Here is an 18,251-nt window from a genome sequence, read left to right on the forward strand (position 1 = left end):
CGCTCCCGCCCACGCGCTCCGGATTTCAGGGACGAAAGCCCCGACCTCGAGTGGACGATCGTCACCCGGGACCTGGCAGTGCGACTCACAGGACCCGGGCGAACCCGGGCACGCGGCTGATCAGGGTCCAGGCGGCGGCGAACGAGCAGGTGACACCGGCGATCGCCACGACCAGCGCCTTGGCTTCCGCGGGAATTCCGACAGGGCGAAGGGCGACTGCGAACCCGAGCAGGAACAGGGCTTGCAGCATGAACGCGCCGTAGGCGCTGCGGCTCAGGACAGGGCCCCATCGGTACCTCCGGTCCAGGCGATGCTGTGCGACGCTCAGCAGCCAGACCGACCCGAAGACCGTGAGTACGGCGTCGACGGCAGCGAAAGCGATCGCGAGCCAATGCCAACCGCCCGCCGCGTCGTCGACAGCGTCAAGGACGGTGGCGATGATCAGGAGAGTCACCAAGGCGAGCGCCGCCAGCAGGGTCAGGTCGCGGCATTGCCGGGCAAGGCGAGCCGGAACAGCGGCGACCCAGTCCTGGCGAGACGCCCTGATGCCGATGGCGAACACAGCGATGCATGCCGGCCACTCCCAGAAGTTGAGGTCGGTGACGCCGCTCTCGGATCCATAGGGGTAGACCAGCCTGACCACGAACGAGGCCGGAGCCACGACAACCGCAGCAAGTAGCAGGGTCCGCATCGAGATCGGGCGAATGCCGGGGCCCTCCGATGGGGTGGGACGGCGCCAACGACTCCAGCCCGCGTACCCGGCAGAGAAGACCAGAAGTACGCCGACGAACCACAGCGGGCCGGTGTCGAGCCGCCCCGATCCCAGGTACTCGGCCCAGTACGACCCAGGCGCTGCCCCGAGGGGATGCTGCAGCGCATAGTTCAAGGTCGGCTGGACGAGCACGACGTAGGCAACGAACGGCAGGCCCAGGCGAAGCAGCCGGTCGATGAGAAAGCGGGCTGTGCCCTTGCGCTGGAGTGACGACGGGGTGAGGAGCCCGGCGATCAGGAACAGGAGGGCGATCAGGAAGAACGCGAAGGGGCTCACCAGGACGAACAGCACGACCTGCGTGGCCGTCGACAAGGTGACCTCGCGAAATTCGGTATAGGTCCACACCTCGATCGAGGCGTAGCCGAGGACGGCGTGGATGACGATGATCGCGGCGATCAGGACGACCTTGAGGTTGTCCAGGTACGCCTGCCGGGTCGCGGCCCACCTCTCGACCTGTGACTCGGGTCTGCCGAGGGATACCTCGTCCCGCGGCCTCGGACTGTCATCGGCCATGGCTTCATGGTTCTGAAGGGAAGGAGCCCCGAGCAGGGGCGAAGGACCTGGCCGGCGAGTCCGTAAGCCGCTTCGGCGCCGGGCCGGTGGGTTCTCTCGGCCAGTGCGGCCCGCGCGGCACGACAGGACCTTTGGCCTCTGGGCTGACGGTCTGCTCCGGCGCACGCTGGAACGATGACCGTCACCACCGGCCCGCCGGCCGGCTCACCGCAGGAACCGTGGTTCCGTCAGCACCCGGGCGTGGCCCTTGCCGTCGCTACTGCACTGTACGTCTTGGTGTTGTTGCTCCGGGTGCTTGCCGGTGGCCCCGCGGACTCCTATTCCATGCTCTTCGCCCTGCCGGTGGCGCTGATCGCCATTGCCTTCGGACTGCGCGCCGGGGCGGCGGGGGCGTTGGTCGCCGTGGCCTTGATCGTGGTCTGGGTTCTGGTGAAGGACGTCACTCTCAGTCCTTCCGGATGGATGTCGCGCGTCCTGCCGCTGCTACTCCTCGGCGTGCTGCTCGGCGACGCATCGGACCGGCTTCGCCGCTCGGAGGCGGAGAAGCGGCGTCTGGAGTCCGCGGCGCTGTTGTACCGTCAGGCGATCGAGATCAACGACTCGATCGTGCAGGGCATGGCCGCGGCCCGCTGGTCGCTGGAGGCGGGCCGGGTGGAGGCCGGTCTGCAGACCCTCGAACAGACGATGACGGAGGCGCAAGAACTGGTCTCCGGCTTGATCGGCAGGGCCGGCATAGGCGCCGGTGGAGCCGGCGGTATCGCACCGGTCGCGCAACTCGACCCCGGCGCCGGGTCCCGGGCGCGGAAGCCTCCAGGCACCTCGCCCGGGTGAAACGCCCTGTGCTCGTGATGGTTCCGACTGAACTCCCGGTCATGATGCCGGGACGCTCGCCGATCTGCACTCATCGGCGTTTCCCGTAGTCGCCGCGCCGAGCAACCGAAAGATCAGCGCGCGGTGTTGTGGCGGGTCGCGGCAGCGACTCTGTCGCGCCAGCCGGGGGTGCGCAGGGACAGGTAGCACAGTCCGGCGACGGGGACGGGGATCCAGAATTGGAAGAGCCGCCAGGAGACGACGGCGAGTACGGCGACGCCGCCGGGAACGCCGAGGCCGATGAGGCCCGGGATGAGGACGCCCTCGATGATGCCGAGGCCGCCGGGGGTGATCGGAAGGACCGCGAGCAGGCTGGCGCTGCTGTAGGCGAGCACGAGTGATGCCGGGTTCATCGGGTGCCCGAAGGCGATCAGGAAGAACCAGAGCGCGGCTGCGTCGAGCAGCCAGTTGAGCGTGGCCCAGGTCAGGAAGGATCTGCGGACCTCCCGGTCCGACAGCAGGTCACGCAGCTGGGTCGCGATCTCGCGGACCCTGGGACGCCAGCGCCGGGGGAGCCGGCGGAGCGCGAAGCCGAGGACGGCCGCCGCGACCGCGGCCATCCGCGAACGCTTCCTGGTGGCAACGACCCCGCAGGCGGCGAGCACGGCGCCGATCAGCCAGATGATCAGGTACGCCGCAGTCGGCCCGGAGAAGACCAGGTTGGGAATCAGCGCGACCCACAGGATGGCGGACAGCGCCACCGCACACCCGACTCCCTGTACTGCGATTGCCGCGGCGACGTCGGTCGGTGCCGCGCCACCGGAGACAAGAAGCCGATACCGAAGTGCGGTCGTTGTCGCACCACCGCCCGGCACGATGTGTCCGATGCCGTAGCCGGTCAGATCGCTGCGCAGGAGCCAGCCGAAGCCTGGTGGTCTCTTCCTGAGCACACTGCGAGTGCTCAGCGAGTAGCTCACCAGGCTGATCGCTTCGAGCGCGATCCCGGCGGCCACCCACCATGGATCGACGTTCCGCAGCAGGCGAAGCGACTGCTCGGTGCCGGCCATCCTCGGCAGTACGACGTAGTCGACGACCGCGATCAGGACCAGCAGGCCGACGGCGCTGCGGAGCCAGGCGAGCGCGGTCGTCACCGCCCGCCCGGCTGCTGTGCGCCGCCGGGATCCGGGAGCAGCCGGTGGCCTAGTCGCCTGCGGCAACAGGTGAACCATTGCCGGCTGCTTCGGTTCGGGGCGTCCGCAGGACGGTGGCGATCTCGCGCGACCAGGCGCGGATCCTGGGCCAGTCCCTGGAGTCGCCGATCAGATGGTCGAGCTCGGCCCGGTGGGACAGGCGTGCGGTGATCGCGTCGGCCTGGAGTTCACCGGCGAAGGTCTTGACCGGTGCTGCCTGAACGAGGCGTGCCAGCCGGGCGACGTCGGGCGGGAGGGATTGGTCCTGGTTCTTGCTCGGACCGATCGGGCCGCTGTGGAACAGCCAGACCGGGCGGTTGCGGAGCTGCCGCTCGTGGTGGCGGAGGAACCGAACGACCTCGGGGCGCCAGCGGGCCTGGTAGATCGCGCTGCCGACGATGACCGCGTCGTACTCGCTGACGGCCAGGACGCCGCCGATCTCGTGGACGTCGACCTGGTGGCCGGCGGCACGGAGCTCGGAACCGATCACGGCCGCGATGGTCGCGGTCGCGCCCATCTTGGTGCCGTAGGCAATGAGTACCTTCTTGGACATCACTGAACTCCTTCCTTCAGCATGCGAACAGGTTCAGGTCCTTCTGCCCGGATGACCCGGGCCCTTCACCGGTCTTCACGGCCGGACTTTGTCGTCTTCGAGGTCGAGTGCGGTGGCGAGAAATGCGCTGACACGCTGTTCCCACTCGCGCGGATGGGTTCGCAGAGCATCGGTGTGGCCCGTGCCGGGGACGATCCACAATTCGACGTTGCCGGGGGCCGCGGACCGGACGTAGCGGCCTGCGTTTGCCTCGTCGGCGAGGTCACCGGCAGCGATGAGCAGGACTTTTCGTGGCGCGGTTGTAGCGACCGCAGCGCGCAACGGCTGCGGGGGATCTGCGGCCGTGAGAAGGTCGGTGATGCCGTAGGTCAGCCGGTCCAGACCCTCCTGGAGGGTGCCGCGCCAGCCGAATTCGTCGGACAGCCACGCTCGATCGGCGGCGACTCGATGGGTCGCGCCTTCGGCGACGACAGCGCGGATCCTCCGGTCGCCCGCCGCCGCGCCGATCGCCTCCTCGCCGCCCATCGACAGCCCGACCGCCGCGATCAGGTCGTCATCGACGTCCGGTCGCGTCTGGAGGAACGACACGGCCGCGGCGACGTCGTCGTCGCCGTACCAACCGAAGTCCATGGCGCGTCCGTCGCTGCGGCCATGACCGCGCGCGTCGAGGAGCAGTACGCCGTACCCGTGACGCGCCAGTGCGACGGCGTGGTCGAGAGGACTCGAGCGCGTCGAGCCCGCCCCATGGAGCAGGACGACCGCCGCCTGGTTGCGGGACGGGATGTACCAGCCGGCGAGCGTGACCCCGTCAGCCGTGGGGAGCGAGACTTCGGCAAACGTCAGGCCGCGATCGGCCGGAGTGATCGAGCCGACGGTCGTCGGGGGCACGTTGGTCGCCGCAACCGCCTGACCCACCGTCAGCGTCGCAGTGGCCATCGCAGCCAGGAGGACGGGCACTACCGGGATGCGGCGCCAACTCCGGGCGGCGCGCACCAGCGTCACCCCGCCGAGAGCGAGCAGCACCAGTCCGGCTGCCAGGACGGCGATACCCAGGACGGTGACCGGATGGAGGCCGGCCTTCACCAGGTACGGCGGGCCGAGGCCGATCCCGACCCCGAGCAGGAGACATCCGGCACTGAACACCAGGCTGGCTCGGACGATCTTCGGACGGCCACCGACTCGCTCCATGTCGCGTCACCTCCGCCGTCGGTCCTCCCAGCCAGCCTGTGTCGCGAAGCACTCGCCACCCAGGGCCGAAGGCCCTGATCCGGCAGGGACAACGTTTTGCTCGCGAGAACGTGTACCCGGCGGGCGCGGGCCGATCGACCCTGCCGTCGAGGCGGGACCAGCGCGAGCGTGGAGTCGAGGGAAGGGGTGCTCATGACACCAACCCTCGAAGGAGCGCGTTATGAAGCGACTGGCGTTGGCGTCGTCGTCGCGCTCTCCGTGCTGATGCGTACACGTTCCTGCGGACGAGTCTGTGGGACTAGTCACCGGGGGGCTGGTCGGTCCGCTGCTCGGCATCGGGTTCGCCGGCTCCTGTGTCGCGGCGGTGGCGCTCCTTGTAGAGCTCGACGCCGAGGTGGCGCAGGATGGCCTGCTCGGGGTGTGCCGATCCGGTCGTCCGCCGGCTGGCCACCGTACGCTGCGCGTCCCGCTGTGTGCGGCTCTTCTCGATGTCGTTCATGGCCGGCCCCTCTCTGACAGTTCCAGCACACGTCAGCTCGCGATCGCACGACAGGGCAGAAGTTCCTGCCCGCGCCGGACCGAACGACCCTGGCTCCGGGCCGGAAGGCCGTCGACTATGGGATGAAGCGGAAATCCCGGAGTGGAAGGACGAGCGCCATGATCGCAAGCAGGCAGTGGAGCGTCGAGATCTTCATCGACGAGCACGAGGACGAGCGGACCACCCGCGCGGAGGCGCGGCTGCACACCAACGACGAGACGCGTCTCGTCGGCCGGGGAACCGCTCGCCGGAATCCGAACGACACCGAGATCGCCGAGATCGGCGACGAACTCGCCGTCGCGCGGGCGCTGTCCAACCTGGCTCACGAACTGCTGGACGCCGCGGCGTCCGACATCGAGCAGGTCACCCACGAACACATCCGCCTGCACAACTGACCGCAGAGAGGCCCGGAGTCACTGCCGGCGGTCGCAGGGCGGCGGGACGCTCGTCTTGTGGCGGGGGATCGAGATCAGGGTCCAGCCGGCGGCGAAGACGACGACGAGGGTGACGCGGAGACCTTCGGACCAGTCACTGGTCCAGACCGCCGTGGCGAGGACCCACGGGAAGCACAGCACCCAGACGCCGAGTTCGAGCACGAGCGGCAGATCGCGGATCCAGGTGGCGACTTCGTCGAGCCGATTCGACTGCAGCAGGACGAAGAAGGCCACCCACATGCCGGTCATCCAGACGAACCAGACCTTCGATCCGGTGGTGACCGGGCGCGCGGTTGTCCCGGGTGATCCAGCCAGTTGTTTCGACATGATGCCTCCCGACAGGTGAGGAAGGCGGCAGTTGGGAACGGCCACCGCCGTCACTTCCAGCGTCGACCCCGCCGGGAGGTGCGGGGATGAGCCGTTCGCCCTGTATCGACGGGCCTTTGAGCTGGTCACGCGGCGAGGATGCCGAGATCCTTCCCGATCACCGCGTCGACGCCGAGGCGACGGGCGTCGGCCAGCGCGTCCTCGGTGTCCACCGGCCAGGTGAAGACGACCTCGGCGCGGTGCCGGAGCTCGGTGACGATCTCGGGGGTGAGCAGCCGCCGGTGGACGCAGACGCCGTACGCCGGTCGGCTGCGGAGCCGGGACCGCAGCCGGCGGAGTCCGCGGCGGCTCCCCGCTGACAGCACCAGCCGGACATTGGTTAGGTCGCGGAAGGCGGAGAGCATCCACCAGTGCTGTGTGCACACGGTCACCGTGGTGCTCGGCATGACCTCGGTCAGCACCCTCGCGAGGCGGGAGGCGAGCCGGGGATGGATCCCCTTCAGGTCGAGCAGCAGGCGGGGATCGCCGTCGATCGAGGCCAGCAGTTCGCGGATCTCGAGCAGCCGGACATCGGCGCGGCGGACCAGCTCACCCTGATCCCACAACCACCACGGACCGAGAGTCTTCCGGTGCCGGACCTCGAGACGGCCCCGATACGCGTGCACGTCCGCCTCGACGAGGTCGGCGCCGAGATCGAGGGCCGACCGGAGCGTGCCGGGGTCGTTGCCCGCACGGTGCGCGACGACGAGCTCGCGGGTCACGGCGCAGCCGGTCCCGGCTCGGTGAACCAGCCGCGCCACCGCAGGAACAGCAAGGTACCGCCGATGAGGAGGGCCGGAATCCAATAGAGCAAGGCCGTGAGCGCGACAGCGCCGAAGGCGGCCGTCCAGGAGACACCGATCGACGCCAGGCCGGCGACCAGGGCGCCCTCGCGCGGACTCGCTCCATGGACGCCTGGGAGCGCACCGGCGATCTGGCTGGCTCCGAACACCGCGATCAGCTGGAGCGGCGACACGGACCCGCCGACCGCGTCGATGGATCCGACCAGCAGGCCGAGGATCGTGGCCTGATAGCCGATCGACAGCACGACGCCGAGTGCGAACACCTTCGCCGACGGCCACGGCCAGCGACCGGTCAGGAGGGGACGCCGGCGCCGTACGACGAGCGCCCCGACGAGAACCGCCGCCGCGGCCCCGAGGGCGATCGCGAGTACGGTCCACGGCAGCGTCACACCGCTGACCACCACAGCGGCGACGAGTCCGACAGCACCGATGAAACGGTCCAGCGCAACCTCTGCGACCCCGCTGGCGCGCCGTACGCCGATCTTCTCCAGCCGATGGACGCGCCACAGGTCCGCCCCGGCGTGCCACGGTGAGATGAGGCCGAGGACCTCACTCTCCGCATACGCGCGAACATGCCACCGGCGCGGTCGGCCGCTGGTCGAGATCGCGTGCCAACGCATCGGGCAAAGCACGTACTTGCCGATGGCGAACGGCAGCAGGCCGGCCGCAGCGGGCAGCAGGGCGGTGTGGGGGACGCGCTCGACGTTCCACAGCGACAGCCCGACCGCGGTCACGAGCGCGGTGATCCGCAGGCCGCGATGCGACGCGATCGTCTGAATGAGCCGCGCGATCCGCGCGAAGTGTGTGTGGCCCTTGTCCATGAAGGCTTCCTTCCGGGCCCGAAAACAGCGCTGACACGTGCGCCGGACCCGACAGTCCAATGCCAGGACGATAACCGGCGCGTTCAAAGATCGCATCGTGACGCCTGTCGCGGACCTTTGCCGTCAGGAGCCGGGCGGTATGGCCCTGTGCTGCTGCCGGTCGCCTCGGCCACGGTGGAACGAGCGGCGGAGGGAGTGACCGATGGTCACCGAAGGCGGGACAGCGATGCTGCGCATGGCCGGCCGGGCCCAGCAGGTCGCGCGCGAGGTGATCGTGATCGCGGCCGCCATCGTCCTGTACTTCGGTGTCCGCGGCCTGATCGCGACCAGAGTCGATGTGGCCTACCAGAACGCCGAGCGCATCGTCACCATCGAGCGATCGTCCGGCGTCTTCGTCGAGCCGAAGCTGCAGGCGGCCATCACCGCGCACGGGTGGATAGCGAACACGGTCAGCTACATCTACATCTACGGGCACTGGCCGGTGCTCCTGACGACGTTGCTGTGGTTGCTGATCCGGCATCGCGAGGCGTACCGCACGTTCCGGAACGCGATCTTGGCCTCCGGGGGGATCGGCTTGGCGATCTTCGCCCTGTTCCCGGTCGCACCCCCACGTTTTCTGACGGCGTACGGCTTCGTAGACACGGTCACGGAGCAGACCGAGGCCTACCGGGTACTGCAGCCGCCGGCGTTCGTGAACCAGTACGCCGCCGTGCCGAGTCTGCACCTGGGCTGGAACCTGCTGATGGGGATCGCGGTCGCCGGCTTGGCGCGTCACTGGATCACGCGTCTGTTCGGCTGGCTGATGCCCATTCTGATGCTGGCCGCGATCGTCCTGACCGCCAATCACTACCTTTTCGACGGCCTGGCCGGTGGCGTGATCGCCCTGGTGAGCCTGTTCGCCGTCCATTGGCTCGGCTCGGCCGGTCGGCGACGGCGGCAGGGTCGAAGGTCTGCCGGGACCGGTGCCTTGGGCCCTGCTGTGTCAGTGCGGCGCGAGGTGTCGTGGAAGTGGAGGAAGACAACGGAAAGGAGCCACTATGACGGCGCTTCAACACAGGGACAACCGGCGTCAGTTCGCGGAGCTGTTCGACTGGGCCGAGGGCTGGCCGAGCCTGTTCAGCCTGCCGGCGACGATGCGCGGTCCCCGGATCGAGGAGTTCACCGACGACGAGAAGTACGTCGTGCGGGCTGAGCTGCCCGGCCTGGATCCGGCGAAGGACATCAAGGTCGAGATCGCGAACGGCGTACTGACCGTCACCGCGACTCGTCAGCAGAAGGAGCACGACGGTGCCCGCTCGGAGTTCCACTACGGCCTGCTCACCCGCCGGGTGCTGCTGCCGGACGGAGCTGACGAGAAGGCCGTCGTGGCCAAGTACACAGCCGGAATCCTCGAGGTGACGGTACCGATCTCGGCGAAGCCGGCCGAGGCGCGCACGATCACCATCGAGCACACCGACTGACCCCTGCCCGGCCCGGCCGGTGGCCGCCGGCCGGGCCGATTCCTGGAGGGATGTGTGTGATGAGACGGTTGGTGATTCTCGGCGCCGGTACGGCCGGAACGATGGTGGCCAACAAGCTGAGGCGCCGGCTCGCGCTCGATGAATGGCGGATCACCGTGATCGACCGCGATCGCGATCACCTCTATCAGCCGGGATTGCTGTTCGTCCCGTTCGAGCGCGTACCGGCACCGCTGCTCAAACCGCGCCGAAGCCTGCTGCGCAACGGGATTCAGTTGCTGATCAGTGAAGTCTCTGCCGTCGACCCCGAGCGGAAGACGGTGCTACTCGCCGACGGTGGCGTAGTGGGCTACGACTACCTTGTCATCGCCACAGGCACCAGCCCGAGGCCCGACCAGACGCCCGGAATGCTCGGGCCGGAGTGGCACCGCAGCATCCACGACTTCTACACCCACGACGGCGCGTTCGCCGTCCGCGACGCGCTGCAGACGTTCACCGGCGGCCGCTTGGTCGTGCACGTGGTGGACCAGCCGATCAAATGCCCGGTCGCTCCGCTGGAGTTCACGTTCCTGACCGAGGCCTACTTCCGCCGCCGGGGGATGCGGGACCAGGTGGAGATCGTCTACGTGACGCCGTTGGACGGCGCGTTCACCAAGCCGATCGCGTCGCGGTACCTCGGGCGGTTGCTCGACGAACGCAAGATCGCGGTCGAGACCGACTTCCTGGTCGAGCGGATCGACGCCGGGCGCAAGACCCTGGTCAGCTACGACGACCGCGAGATCGGCTACGACCTGCTGGTCACCGTGCCGCTGAACCTGGGTGCCGACTTCATCGGCGAGTCCGGCCTCGGTGACGAGCTGAACTACGTGCCGGTGGACAAGTACACGCTGCAGTCGAGGTCTCATCCGGACATCTTTGCCATTGGCGACGCCAACGATCTCCCCACGTCGAAGGCCGGCTCGGTCGCCCACTTCTCCAGCGACATCTTCGTCGGGAACTTCTGCCGGTACGTCGAAGGCCGGGCGATGACGCACCGGTTCGACGGGCACGCCAACTGCTTCGTCGAGACCGGCGATGGCAAGGGCCTGCTCATCGACTTCAACTACGACACCGAACCGCTGCCCGGGCACTTCCCGCTCGGGCGGATGGGTCCGCTGTCCCTGCTCCGGGAGACGAAGGCCAATCACTGGGGCAAGCTCGCCTTCCGCTGGATCTACTGGCACCTGCTGCTCCCGGGCCGCCGGCTTCCCGTACCGGCCCGGATGTCGATGAGTGGCAAGTACCGACCGGACGAGGAGGTCCGACCATGACCGTGGTCAGCATTGGCGACACCACTGTCCACATCGACTCCGAAGGGTTCCTGACGTCGTACGGCGAATGGACCGAGGAGCTCGCCGGACTACTGGCCGCCCAGATCGGGATCGAGCTGACCGACGAGCACTGGACGGCGATCAGGTTCCTGCGCCAGGACTATCCGTCGCATGGCGAGACGGCCACTCTGCGTCGGGTGTCGGTCAAGACCGGCATTCCGATCAAGCGGCTCTTCGCCCTGTTCCCCGGCAAGCCGGCCAAGAAGATGGCGTACGTCGCCGGCCTGCCGAAACCGCGTGGTTGCGTCTGAGAGAGAAGGCAACGCCATGAGCACCACACCGCTGGTCGTTCCCAACTTCGGTGACGAGGCAACGGAAGGCCGCAAACTCGCGATCATCTGCTCCAAGGGCAATCTCGACATGGCCTACCCGGGTCTGATCCTGGCGAACGCAGCGCTCGGTGAGGGTGTAGAGACGCACCTGTTCTTCACCTTCTGGGGCTTCGACATGATCACCAAGTCGCGGATGCACGACCTGCGGTTCACCCTGCTCGGCAACACCGCCACCCACCTGCCGCAAGGGCTCGGCGGCCTGCCCGGCATGACCGCGATGGCCACCCACCAGATGAAGAAGCAGATCCAGGAGATCGGCGTCCCCGACGTACCGGAGTTCCTGGAACAGATCGTCGACTCCGGCGGTCACCTCTGGGCCTGCCGGATGTCCGCCGACATGATGCACCTCGACGAGTCCGACCTCTACGACAAGGTCGAAGGCATCATCAGCGCCGCCGACTTCATCGAAAAGACCGAGAACGCCCAGATCATCTTCATCTGACCGCTTCCGCGGGACCTTGGACTCTCGGCGCCGCGGCTGTCGCTCAGATCACAGTGGTCACTGGCCGGACGGGTCTTTCGGCCCTACGAGGCCGGATCAGGCCGGCGTTCGCTCGGAGGTGGAGGCATTCGCCGAGGTTGAGGAGCAGGGATCATGCAGTACGTCGCGCCTGGAAAGCAGGGGAGTCCGGTCGAGGTGGCTCCCCGGTACGAGAACTTCATCGGCGGAGCTTGGGTTCCGCCGTCCGAAGGCCACTATCAGGTCGACCTGAGCCCGGCGACAGCCGAGCCGATCACCGAGGTGGCCCACTCGACTCCGGAGGACGTCGAGCTGGCGCTGGACGCCGCGCACGCCGCGAAGGACGGCTGGGGTGAGAAGTCCGCGGCCGAGCGTGCCGAGGTCCTGAACGCGGTCGCCGACGCGGTCGAGGCGAACAAGGAGATGCTGGCCGTCGCCGAGAGCTGGGAGAACGGTAAGCCGGTCCGCGAGACACTGAACGCCGACATCCCGCTGGTCGTCGACCACTTCCGCTACTTCGCCGCGGCGGCGCGTGCCGACGAGGGCCGCACCACGGAGGTCGACAAGGACCTGGTCGCCTACCACTTCCGCGAGCCGCTCGGCGTCGTCGGTCAGATCATCCCGTTCAACTTCCCGCTCCTGATGGCCGCGTGGAAGCTCGCCCCGGCCTGGGCCACGGGCAACTGTTCGGTCCTGAAGCCGGCGTCGCCGACGCCGTGGTCGATCCTGAAACTCGCCGAGGTCATCGGTGATGTGGTGCCACCAGGCGTGCTGAACATCGTGACCGGCCCTGGAGCCGAGATCGGCCGTGCGCTGGCGACGAGCCCGCGGATCGCCAAGATCGGTTTCACCGGTGAGACGGTGACCGGCCGGCTGATCATGCAGTACGCCGCCCAGAACCTGATCCCGTCCACGGTGGAGCTCGGGGGCAAGAGCCCGAACATCTTCTTCAGTGACGTGATGGCGCACGACGACCGGTTCCTGCAGAAGGCGGTCGAGGGCCTCGTCATGTACGCGTTCAACAAGGGCGAGGTGTGCACCTGCCCGTCGCGTGCGTTGATCCAGGCCGACATCTACGACGAGTTCATGGCCCGCTGCCTGGACCGGATCGCGATGATCAGGCAAGGCAACCCGCTCGACACCGAGACCCAGCTCGGGGCGCAGGTGTCGCAGGCGCAGCTGGACAAGATCGCGTCGTACGTCGAGATCGGCCGGTCCGAAGGTGCCGAGGTGCTGATCGGCGGCGAGCGGGCCAAGATCGGCGGCGGCTTCGAGAACGGCTACTACTTCCAGCCGACCGTGCTGTTCGGCGACAACAAGATGCGGGTGTTCCAGGAGGAGATCTTCGGTCCGGTGCTCGCGGTGACGACGTTCACCGACGAGGCGGAGGCGCTCGAGATCGCCAATGAGACTCTCTACGGCCTGGGCGCCGGTGTCTGGACCCGCTACGGCAGCCGGGCGTACCGGATGGGCCGCGGCATCAAGGCCGGCCGGGTGTGGACGAACTGCTACCACCAGTACCCCGCAGGCGCGGCATTCGGCGGTTACAAGATCTCCGGCATCGGCCGGGAGAACCACCGGATGATGCTCGACCACTACAGCCAGACCAAGAACCTGCTCGTCAGCTACAGCGACGAGCCGCTCGGCCTGTTCTGAACGGGAGTAGCGATGACAGCCGTTCGCATCACGGCCACCGCGGCCGCGCGCCAGGCGATCCGTCACCTGAGCGCCGACCGCGGCGCGCCGGTGATGTTCGTCCAGTCCGGTGGTTGTTGCGCCGGCAGCACACCGATGTGCTACCCGGACGGTGAGTTCCTCCTCGGCCCCGGCGACGTGCTCCTCGGCGAGATCGAGGGCAGCCCGTTCTACATCGACCGGCGGCTGGACCAGGCCTGGGGCGAGACCACGTTCCAGCTCGACGTCGCGCCCGGCGGGCCCGAGGGGTTCTCCCTCGCGGCCGGCCTCGCCGGTCACTTCGTCACCCGATCCATCACTTGTTCAACCGAAAGGACCGTCATGAAGGCAGCAGTCGTCACCGATTTCCACGCACCCCTGGAGATCCAGGAGGTCCCGATCCCCGAGCCCGGACCGGGCGACGTTCTCGTCCGGATGGAGACCAGCGGGCTCTGCCACACCGACATCCACGCGGCGCACGGTGACTGGCCGGTCAAGCCGACCCCGCCGTTCGTCCCGGGCCATGAGGGCATCGGCGTGGTCGAGAAGCTGGGCGCCGGAGTGACCGAGCGAGCGGTGGGCGACCGGGTCGCGATCGCCTGGCTCGGCTACGCCTGCGGCAAGTGCCGTTACTGCATCGGAGGCTGGGAGACCCTCTGCCTGGAGCAGCGCAACTCCGGCTACTCGGTCAACGGCAGCTTCGCCGAGTACGCCGTACTGCCGGCGGCCTTCGCGACTCCAGTGCCCGACGAGGTGTCCTCGCGAGATGCCGCACCGCTGACGTGTGCCGGAGTCACGACGTACAAGGCGATCAAGGTCGCTGGTGTCGCGCCGGCCGAGACGGTGGCGATCTTCGGTGTCGGCGGCCTCGGTCACCTGGCCCTGCAGTACGCGCGGATCGCGGGTGGGATCACCATCGGCGTCGACATCGAGGACTCCAAGCTGGAGATGGCGACCGAACTCGGCGCCGACCACGTGGTGAACGCGGCGAAGACCGATCCGGTCGAGGCGATCCAGGCCCTCGGTGGCGCTGATGTCGCGGTCGCGCTGGCTGCGAATCCGCAGTCGTTCGACCAGGCGTTCCGGTCATTGCGTCGCGGTGGTCGTCTGGTCTGCGTGGCGCTGCCCGCCGACGACGGCGCGTTGAGCCTGCCGATCTTCGACACGGTCCTCAGCGGCAAGAGCGTGATCGGCTCGATCGTTGGCACACGCAACGATCTCGCCGACGTGTTCACCCTGCACGCGGCCGGCCGGACCCGGGTCATCGCCGTCGACCGCAAGCTCGACGACGTGAACCAGTCGATCGCCGACGTGCTGTCCGGAGACATCCCGGCTCGGGTCGTGTTCCAGTTCTGAGGTGAGGAGCTGACCGATGACGCTGCTGATCGGATTGCTCCTGCCGGTCTGCGAGGACGGCCAGGTCGTGCATCCGAAGGAGGCACTGTCATGACACCTCTGCTGCTGGCCGACATCACGGTCTTCGTCCTGGCCGTGCTGGTCGGTGTCGAGGTGATCAGCAAGGTTCCGGCCACGCTGCACACGCCGCTGATGTCGGGATCGAACGCCATCCACGGCGTCGTCATCGTCGGCGTGATGATCGTTGCCGCCGGCCTCGACACGACGCTCGGCTATGTGCTGCTCTTCGTCGCCGCCATGTTCGCCGCCGCGAATGTCGTCGGCGGATACGTCGTCACGGACCGGATGCTCGAGATGTTCCGCGCCAGGCCCAGGAGCGGACGATGAACGCGTTCGGCACCACGACCCATCTGCTGTACCTGGGTACGGCGATCTGCTTCGTCCTCGGTCTGCATCTGATGAACTCACCCGCGACCGCCCGCCGCGGCAATCAGCTGTCCGCCCTGGGGATGGCGGTCGCTGTCGTTGTGACTGCCGTCGTGCTCGTCCATGGCGGAACGATCACGGCCACCGCGGCCCTCGTCCTCACCGCGGGGGTCGCGGCCGGAGCCGGTGCGGGGCTGGTGGCGGCTCGCCGGGTGAAGATGACCGCCATGCCGCAGCTCGTGAGCCTGTTCAACGCGGTTGGTGGCGGTGCCGCCGCGTTGATCGCCTTCGCGGATGCGTTGCCCGGGACGGCGGCCGATCGACCGATCAGCACGACGCTCACGACTTTCCTTGACGTGCTCATCGGCGGCGTGACGTTCACGGGGTCGCTGATCGCGGCGGGCAAGCTGGCCGGTGTCGTACCAGGACGGCCGCTGACGTTCCCCGGCGCCCGGACGATCAACCTGCTGCTCGGCCTGCTCGCGGTCACGGCCGGCTGCCTGTACACCGCGCGTGTGGGCGAGGCGACCACGCTCGCTGTGCTGACCGGTGCCGCGCTGGCTCTCGGCGTACTGATGACGCTGCCGATCGGTGGAGCCGACATGCCGGTGGTCATCTCGCTGCTCAACGCGTGTACCGGTACGGCGGTGGCGATGGCCGGGTTCGTGATCGGCAGTACTCCGCTGATCATCGCCGGCGCGCTGGTCGGCGCGGCCGGCGGCATCCTCACCAAGCTGATGGCGGTGGCGATGAACCGGTCTTTGCTGAGCATCGTCGCCGGCGGCTTCGGCACCGGAGACGAGCAGGCCCGGCCCGCGATCGCCGCGGCGGGCACCGTGCGGACAGTCACCTCCGACGACGCGGCACTGCAGCTGGCGTACGCCGGCAAGGTCGTCATCGTGCCCGGATACGGTCTGGCCGCGGCGCAGGCCCAGCACGAGGTGGTCGAGCTGGCCCAGGCGCTGAGCGAGCACGGTGCCGAGGTGAGTTACGGGATCCATCCCGTGGCCGGCCGGATGCCCGGTCACCTGAACGTTCTGCTGGCCGAGGCGAACGCGCCGTACCCGCAGCTGAAGGATCTCGACGAGATCAATCCGCAGTTCGCGGCGACCGATGTCGTGCTCGTCGTCGGCGCCAACGACGTCACCAATCCGGCCGCGCGCCGGCCGGGCAACGCCGTGTCCGGCATGCCGATCCTGGACGTCGACAAGGCCCGCAGCGTGATCGTCGTCAAGCGCTCGCTCGGCCACGGGTACGCGGGCATCGACAACGAGCTGTACACCGATCCGAAGACCGCGATGCTCTTCGGCGACGCGAAGGTCGTCCTCACGGCGTTGATCAACGAGCTCCAGGCCTATGTCCAGTGAGGTGAGAGCGATGGAAGAGACGACGAGATTGACCGAAGCGGAGCAGGACGCGATGGTCCGGGCTGCGGTGGCAGCGCCGTCGATGCACAACACCCAGCCGTGGCGGTTCCGGTTCCGGGGCCGCGTGGTCGAGGTGTATCGGGATCGTGACCGGGAGCTGCCGGCGGAGGATCCGTCGCGACGGATGCTGTACGTGTCGCTGGGAGCGGCGATCTTCAACCTGCGGGTTGCCGCGGCCGCTCTCGGGATCGGCTCGGGGGTCCGCCACCTCATCGACCAGCGCCGTCCGGATCTTGTCGCCGAGGTCGATCTCCGTGGACGGGTGGTCGGTGCGCTGGCCGAGCTGGCGCCGTATCTGGCCGCACGGCGGACGAACCGGGAGCCGTTCACCGATGAGCGGGTGCCGGTCGAGGTCCGTGCGCTGCTCGACCTGAGTGCCTGGGCCGAGGGTGCGCAGCTGCAGTGGGTCGACCGGCCGTCGAACCGCTGGTGGTTGCGAATGGCAACGAACGAGGCCGTGAACGCCGACGACGTGGACCGGGCCCGGACCGCGGAACGGCGGCGCTGGGTCGGTGGTGACCGGGAGGTCGACGGCGTACCGTCGAGCGCGCTCGGCCCACGGATCGCCGGCGGTGAGACGGTGGTGCGCGAGCTGGCCGCCACGGACGCCGATGCGGCCCGGCCGGTGGCCGTCTTCGAGCGCGAGCCCCAGTTGGCCATCCTCCTGACCCGGTACGACGGCCCGATCGAGTGGCTGTGCGCCGGTCAGGCGATGGAGCACGTGCTGCTCGAGGCCACCGCACACGGGGTGTCGACGTCGTTGCTGAATCAGGTGATCGAGCACGAGGAACTGCGCGGGCAGATCAACGACCCGCTCAGCGCCTGGCAGCGTCCGCAGGCGGTGATCCGCTTCGGTTACGGTCCAGCCGTCCCGCCGACTCCGCGCCGCCCGATTGCCGAGGTCCTGGTCGCGGGGGACCAGCCGGCGGGCGACGGGCCGGGTGGTCCGGGAGGACGGGACCTTGGGCCCTGACCGCACAAGCGGGGCGCGACGAGTCTTGAAGTGCAAGGGAACGACCGGCTCGCCGGTAGCGGACCGACCGAAGGTGGCCAGAGGCCACGAGATCCACCGTCATCAAGACGGACCCACGCCGGCGAGCCGGTCCCCTGCGCCCGATCGAGACGCACGGGAGGTTGTCATGAGCACCGTCAAGGAACGGCCCGGGGAGCTGTGGGTGCTCAGGCAGGCCCGGCGACTCGGGATCGGGAGGAATCCGTTGCGCCGCCGGTCGGACCGCCTCGAAGCAAGCCTGCTGTGGTGCGGTCTCGTCGTCGCGCTGCTGCTGATCCCGGTCGCCGCCGCGGTCGGTACCAGCGTCAGCCGTGCCTATGACGAGTCCGCCGCCCGCCAGCGAGCGGTGCTGCACCAGGTCCGGGCGACAACTCTCGAGGACACCGAACGCGGCATACCGACCGCACCCGGCGACGTGCTGTCGCGAGCTCGGGTCAGCTATGTCGACGCGAACGGGTCTGCGCGCGAGGGGACGACGAGTGTCGTGATCGGAACGAAGGCCGGGGATCAGGTGACCATCTGGCTCGACCGTTCCGGCGCCATCGCCCCCAGCCCGCGCTCGAGCGCCGACAGTTCGGCGTTCGGCGTCTCGGCCGGTGTTCTCACGCTGACCGGTTCCTGGCTCTTGCTCTGGGCGATCGTGCGAGTCGCCCGGATCCCACTCGACCGGCGCCGAGCACGGGAGTGGGACAGCGAGTGGCGCGCGGTCGCGCCCCGCTGGCTCCGCGGTTAGAGGTGACATCAAGTCG

The 18,251-nt window shown here is 68.6% G+C and carries 21 protein-coding genes; 13 read left to right on the forward strand and 8 right to left on the reverse strand.

All coding sequences use genetic code 11. From position 1 onward, the window contains the following. Positions 1-85: 85 nt before the first annotated feature. On the reverse strand, positions 86-1,285 hold the full coding sequence (locus ACZ6O0_RS36875; RefSeq protein WP_465769685.1) for an acyltransferase family protein: 1,200 nt from the start codon (positions 1,283-1,285) through the stop codon (positions 86-88). 174 nt (positions 1,286-1,459) lie between these two features. Here ACZ6O0_RS36875 and ACZ6O0_RS36880 point away from each other — a divergent pair, with 174 nt between their 5' ends. Continuing rightward, on the forward strand, positions 1,460-2,116 hold the full coding sequence (locus tag ACZ6O0_RS36880; RefSeq protein ID WP_465769686.1) for a hypothetical protein: 657 nt from the start codon (positions 1,460-1,462) through the stop codon (positions 2,114-2,116). A 113-nt stretch (positions 2,117-2,229) separates the two neighbouring features. On the opposite strand, the gene ACZ6O0_RS36885 is transcribed toward ACZ6O0_RS36880, so the two are convergent. The 4 genes from ACZ6O0_RS36885 to ACZ6O0_RS36900 all read right to left on the reverse strand — a co-directional run bounded on the left by ACZ6O0_RS36885 (position 2,230) and on the right by ACZ6O0_RS36900 (position 5,525). Next, positions 2,230-3,246, reverse strand: coding sequence for a lysylphosphatidylglycerol synthase transmembrane domain-containing protein (locus tag ACZ6O0_RS36885; protein WP_465769687.1), 1,017 nt, complete (start codon positions 3,244-3,246; stop codon positions 2,230-2,232). Positions 3,247-3,295: 49 nt separating this feature from the next. After that, complete coding sequence (locus ACZ6O0_RS36890) at positions 3,296-3,838, reverse strand: flavodoxin domain-containing protein (protein ID WP_465769688.1); 543 nt, start codon at positions 3,836-3,838, stop codon at positions 3,296-3,298. 75 nt (positions 3,839-3,913) lie between these two features. Continuing rightward, positions 3,914-5,026, reverse strand: coding sequence for an alpha/beta hydrolase (locus ACZ6O0_RS36895; RefSeq protein WP_465769689.1), 1,113 nt, complete (start codon positions 5,024-5,026; stop codon positions 3,914-3,916). A gap of 298 nt (positions 5,027-5,324) precedes the next feature. Further along, complete coding sequence (locus ACZ6O0_RS36900; RefSeq protein ID WP_465769690.1) at positions 5,325-5,525, reverse strand: hypothetical protein; 201 nt, start codon at positions 5,523-5,525, stop codon at positions 5,325-5,327. A 158-nt stretch (positions 5,526-5,683) separates the two neighbouring features. Between ACZ6O0_RS36900 and ACZ6O0_RS36905 the strand changes: the two genes are divergently transcribed. After that, positions 5,684-5,959, forward strand: coding sequence for a DUF1876 domain-containing protein (locus ACZ6O0_RS36905; RefSeq protein ID WP_465769691.1), 276 nt, complete (start codon positions 5,684-5,686; stop codon positions 5,957-5,959). 18 nt (positions 5,960-5,977) lie between these two features. Here the strand turns inward: ACZ6O0_RS36905 and ACZ6O0_RS36910 are convergent, their stop codons facing one another. From ACZ6O0_RS36910 to ACZ6O0_RS36920, 3 genes are all read right to left on the reverse strand, one after another. Continuing rightward, the gene (locus ACZ6O0_RS36910; RefSeq protein WP_465769692.1) at positions 5,978-6,325 is read right to left on the reverse strand and encodes a hypothetical protein; all 348 of its coding nucleotides are present in this window, start codon (positions 6,323-6,325) and stop codon (positions 5,978-5,980) included. A 125-nt stretch (positions 6,326-6,450) separates the two neighbouring features. Then, entirely contained in the window at positions 6,451-7,086 is a 636-nt protein-coding gene (locus ACZ6O0_RS36915; RefSeq protein ID WP_465769693.1) for a glycerophosphodiester phosphodiesterase, read from the reverse strand. Next, a complete protein-coding gene (locus ACZ6O0_RS36920) occupies positions 7,083-7,988 on the reverse strand; it encodes a lysylphosphatidylglycerol synthase domain-containing protein (RefSeq protein ID WP_465769694.1) in 906 nt (301 codons plus the stop codon). Before ACZ6O0_RS36920 ends, ACZ6O0_RS36915 begins: the two co-directional genes overlap by 4 nt. A 202-nt stretch (positions 7,989-8,190) precedes the next feature. Between ACZ6O0_RS36920 and ACZ6O0_RS36925 the strand changes: the two genes are divergently transcribed. The 11 genes from ACZ6O0_RS36925 to ACZ6O0_RS36975 all read left to right on the forward strand — a co-directional run bounded on the left by ACZ6O0_RS36925 (position 8,191) and on the right by ACZ6O0_RS36975 (position 18,235). After that, positions 8,191-9,180: a phosphatase PAP2 family protein gene (locus tag ACZ6O0_RS36925; RefSeq protein WP_465769695.1), complete on the forward strand. Its 990-nt coding sequence runs from the start codon at positions 8,191-8,193 to the stop codon at positions 9,178-9,180. After that, positions 9,122-9,448: an Hsp20/alpha crystallin family protein gene (locus ACZ6O0_RS36930; RefSeq protein WP_465769696.1), complete on the forward strand. Its 327-nt coding sequence runs from the start codon at positions 9,122-9,124 to the stop codon at positions 9,446-9,448. The genes ACZ6O0_RS36925 and ACZ6O0_RS36930 overlap by 59 nt, the downstream gene beginning before the upstream one ends. A 59-nt stretch (positions 9,449-9,507) precedes the next feature. Continuing rightward, positions 9,508-10,755, forward strand: coding sequence for a type III sulfide quinone reductase, selenoprotein subtype (gene sqr, locus ACZ6O0_RS36935; RefSeq protein WP_465769697.1), 1,248 nt, complete (start codon positions 9,508-9,510; stop codon positions 10,753-10,755). Next, positions 10,752-11,066: a TusE/DsrC/DsvC family sulfur relay protein gene (locus ACZ6O0_RS36940; protein WP_465769698.1), complete on the forward strand. Its 315-nt coding sequence runs from the start codon at positions 10,752-10,754 to the stop codon at positions 11,064-11,066. Before sqr ends, ACZ6O0_RS36940 begins: the two co-directional genes overlap by 4 nt. Before the next feature lie 16 nt (positions 11,067-11,082). Then, a complete protein-coding gene (locus tag ACZ6O0_RS36945) occupies positions 11,083-11,589 on the forward strand; it encodes a DsrE/DsrF/DrsH-like family protein (RefSeq protein ID WP_465769699.1) in 507 nt (168 codons plus the stop codon). Between the two features lie 150 nt (positions 11,590-11,739). Further along, positions 11,740-13,263: an aldehyde dehydrogenase family protein gene (locus ACZ6O0_RS36950; RefSeq protein ID WP_465769744.1), complete on the forward strand. Its 1,524-nt coding sequence runs from the start codon at positions 11,740-11,742 to the stop codon at positions 13,261-13,263. Between the two features lie 12 nt (positions 13,264-13,275). After that, on the forward strand, positions 13,276-14,637 hold the full coding sequence (locus tag ACZ6O0_RS36955; RefSeq protein ID WP_465769700.1) for a DUF779 domain-containing protein: 1,362 nt from the start codon (positions 13,276-13,278) through the stop codon (positions 14,635-14,637). 90 nt (positions 14,638-14,727) lie between these two features. Next, complete coding sequence (locus ACZ6O0_RS36960; RefSeq protein ID WP_465769701.1) at positions 14,728-15,024, forward strand: NAD(P) transhydrogenase subunit alpha part 2; 297 nt, start codon at positions 14,728-14,730, stop codon at positions 15,022-15,024. Then, positions 15,021-16,430, forward strand: coding sequence for an NAD(P)(+) transhydrogenase (Re/Si-specific) subunit beta (locus tag ACZ6O0_RS36965; protein WP_465769702.1), 1,410 nt, complete (start codon positions 15,021-15,023; stop codon positions 16,428-16,430). Before ACZ6O0_RS36960 ends, ACZ6O0_RS36965 begins: the two co-directional genes overlap by 4 nt. Positions 16,431-16,440: 10 nt before the next feature. Next, positions 16,441-17,463, forward strand: a complete 1,023-nt coding sequence (locus ACZ6O0_RS36970; protein WP_465769703.1) for an Acg family FMN-binding oxidoreductase — start codon at positions 16,441-16,443, stop codon at positions 17,461-17,463. Between the two features lie 166 nt (positions 17,464-17,629). Further along, positions 17,630-18,235: an Rv1733c family protein gene (locus ACZ6O0_RS36975; protein WP_465769704.1), complete on the forward strand. Its 606-nt coding sequence runs from the start codon at positions 17,630-17,632 to the stop codon at positions 18,233-18,235. Positions 18,236-18,251: the final 16 nt, after the last annotated feature.

The organism is Kribbella sp. NPDC048837 (genome assembly GCF_055586945.1).

Coding starts and splice junctions, on each gene's coding strand:
- ACZ6O0_RS36900 (WP_465769690.1), bottom strand. CDS start 5,525: ATGAACGACATCGAGAAGAGCCGCACACAGCGGGACGCGCAGCGTACG.
- ACZ6O0_RS36925 (WP_465769695.1), top strand. CDS start 8,191: ATGGTCACCGAAGGCGGGACAGCGATGCTGCGCATGGCCGGCCGGGCC.
- ACZ6O0_RS36875 (WP_465769685.1), bottom strand. CDS start 1,285: ATGGCCGATGACAGTCCGAGGCCGCGGGACGAGGTATCCCTCGGCAGA.
- ACZ6O0_RS36895 (WP_465769689.1), bottom strand. CDS start 5,026: ATGGAGCGAGTCGGTGGCCGTCCGAAGATCGTCCGAGCCAGCCTGGTG.
- ACZ6O0_RS36905 (WP_465769691.1), top strand. CDS start 5,684: ATGATCGCAAGCAGGCAGTGGAGCGTCGAGATCTTCATCGACGAGCAC.
- sqr (WP_465769697.1), top strand. CDS start 9,508: ATGAGACGGTTGGTGATTCTCGGCGCCGGTACGGCCGGAACGATGGTG.
- ACZ6O0_RS36975 (WP_465769704.1), top strand. CDS start 17,630: ATGAGCACCGTCAAGGAACGGCCCGGGGAGCTGTGGGTGCTCAGGCAG.
- ACZ6O0_RS36890 (WP_465769688.1), bottom strand. CDS start 3,838: ATGTCCAAGAAGGTACTCATTGCCTACGGCACCAAGATGGGCGCGACC.
- ACZ6O0_RS36960 (WP_465769701.1), top strand. CDS start 14,728: ATGACACCTCTGCTGCTGGCCGACATCACGGTCTTCGTCCTGGCCGTG.
- ACZ6O0_RS36910 (WP_465769692.1), bottom strand. CDS start 6,325: ATGTCGAAACAACTGGCTGGATCACCCGGGACAACCGCGCGCCCGGTC.
- ACZ6O0_RS36930 (WP_465769696.1), top strand. CDS start 9,122: ATGCGCGGTCCCCGGATCGAGGAGTTCACCGACGACGAGAAGTACGTC.
- ACZ6O0_RS36940 (WP_465769698.1), top strand. CDS start 10,752: ATGACCGTGGTCAGCATTGGCGACACCACTGTCCACATCGACTCCGAA.
- ACZ6O0_RS36955 (WP_465769700.1), top strand. CDS start 13,276: ATGACAGCCGTTCGCATCACGGCCACCGCGGCCGCGCGCCAGGCGATC.
- ACZ6O0_RS36880 (WP_465769686.1), top strand. CDS start 1,460: ATGACCGTCACCACCGGCCCGCCGGCCGGCTCACCGCAGGAACCGTGG.
- ACZ6O0_RS36970 (WP_465769703.1), top strand. CDS start 16,441: ATGGAAGAGACGACGAGATTGACCGAAGCGGAGCAGGACGCGATGGTC.
- ACZ6O0_RS36965 (WP_465769702.1), top strand. CDS start 15,021: ATGAACGCGTTCGGCACCACGACCCATCTGCTGTACCTGGGTACGGCG.
- ACZ6O0_RS36920 (WP_465769694.1), bottom strand. CDS start 7,988: ATGGACAAGGGCCACACACACTTCGCGCGGATCGCGCGGCTCATTCAG.
- ACZ6O0_RS36945 (WP_465769699.1), top strand. CDS start 11,083: ATGAGCACCACACCGCTGGTCGTTCCCAACTTCGGTGACGAGGCAACG.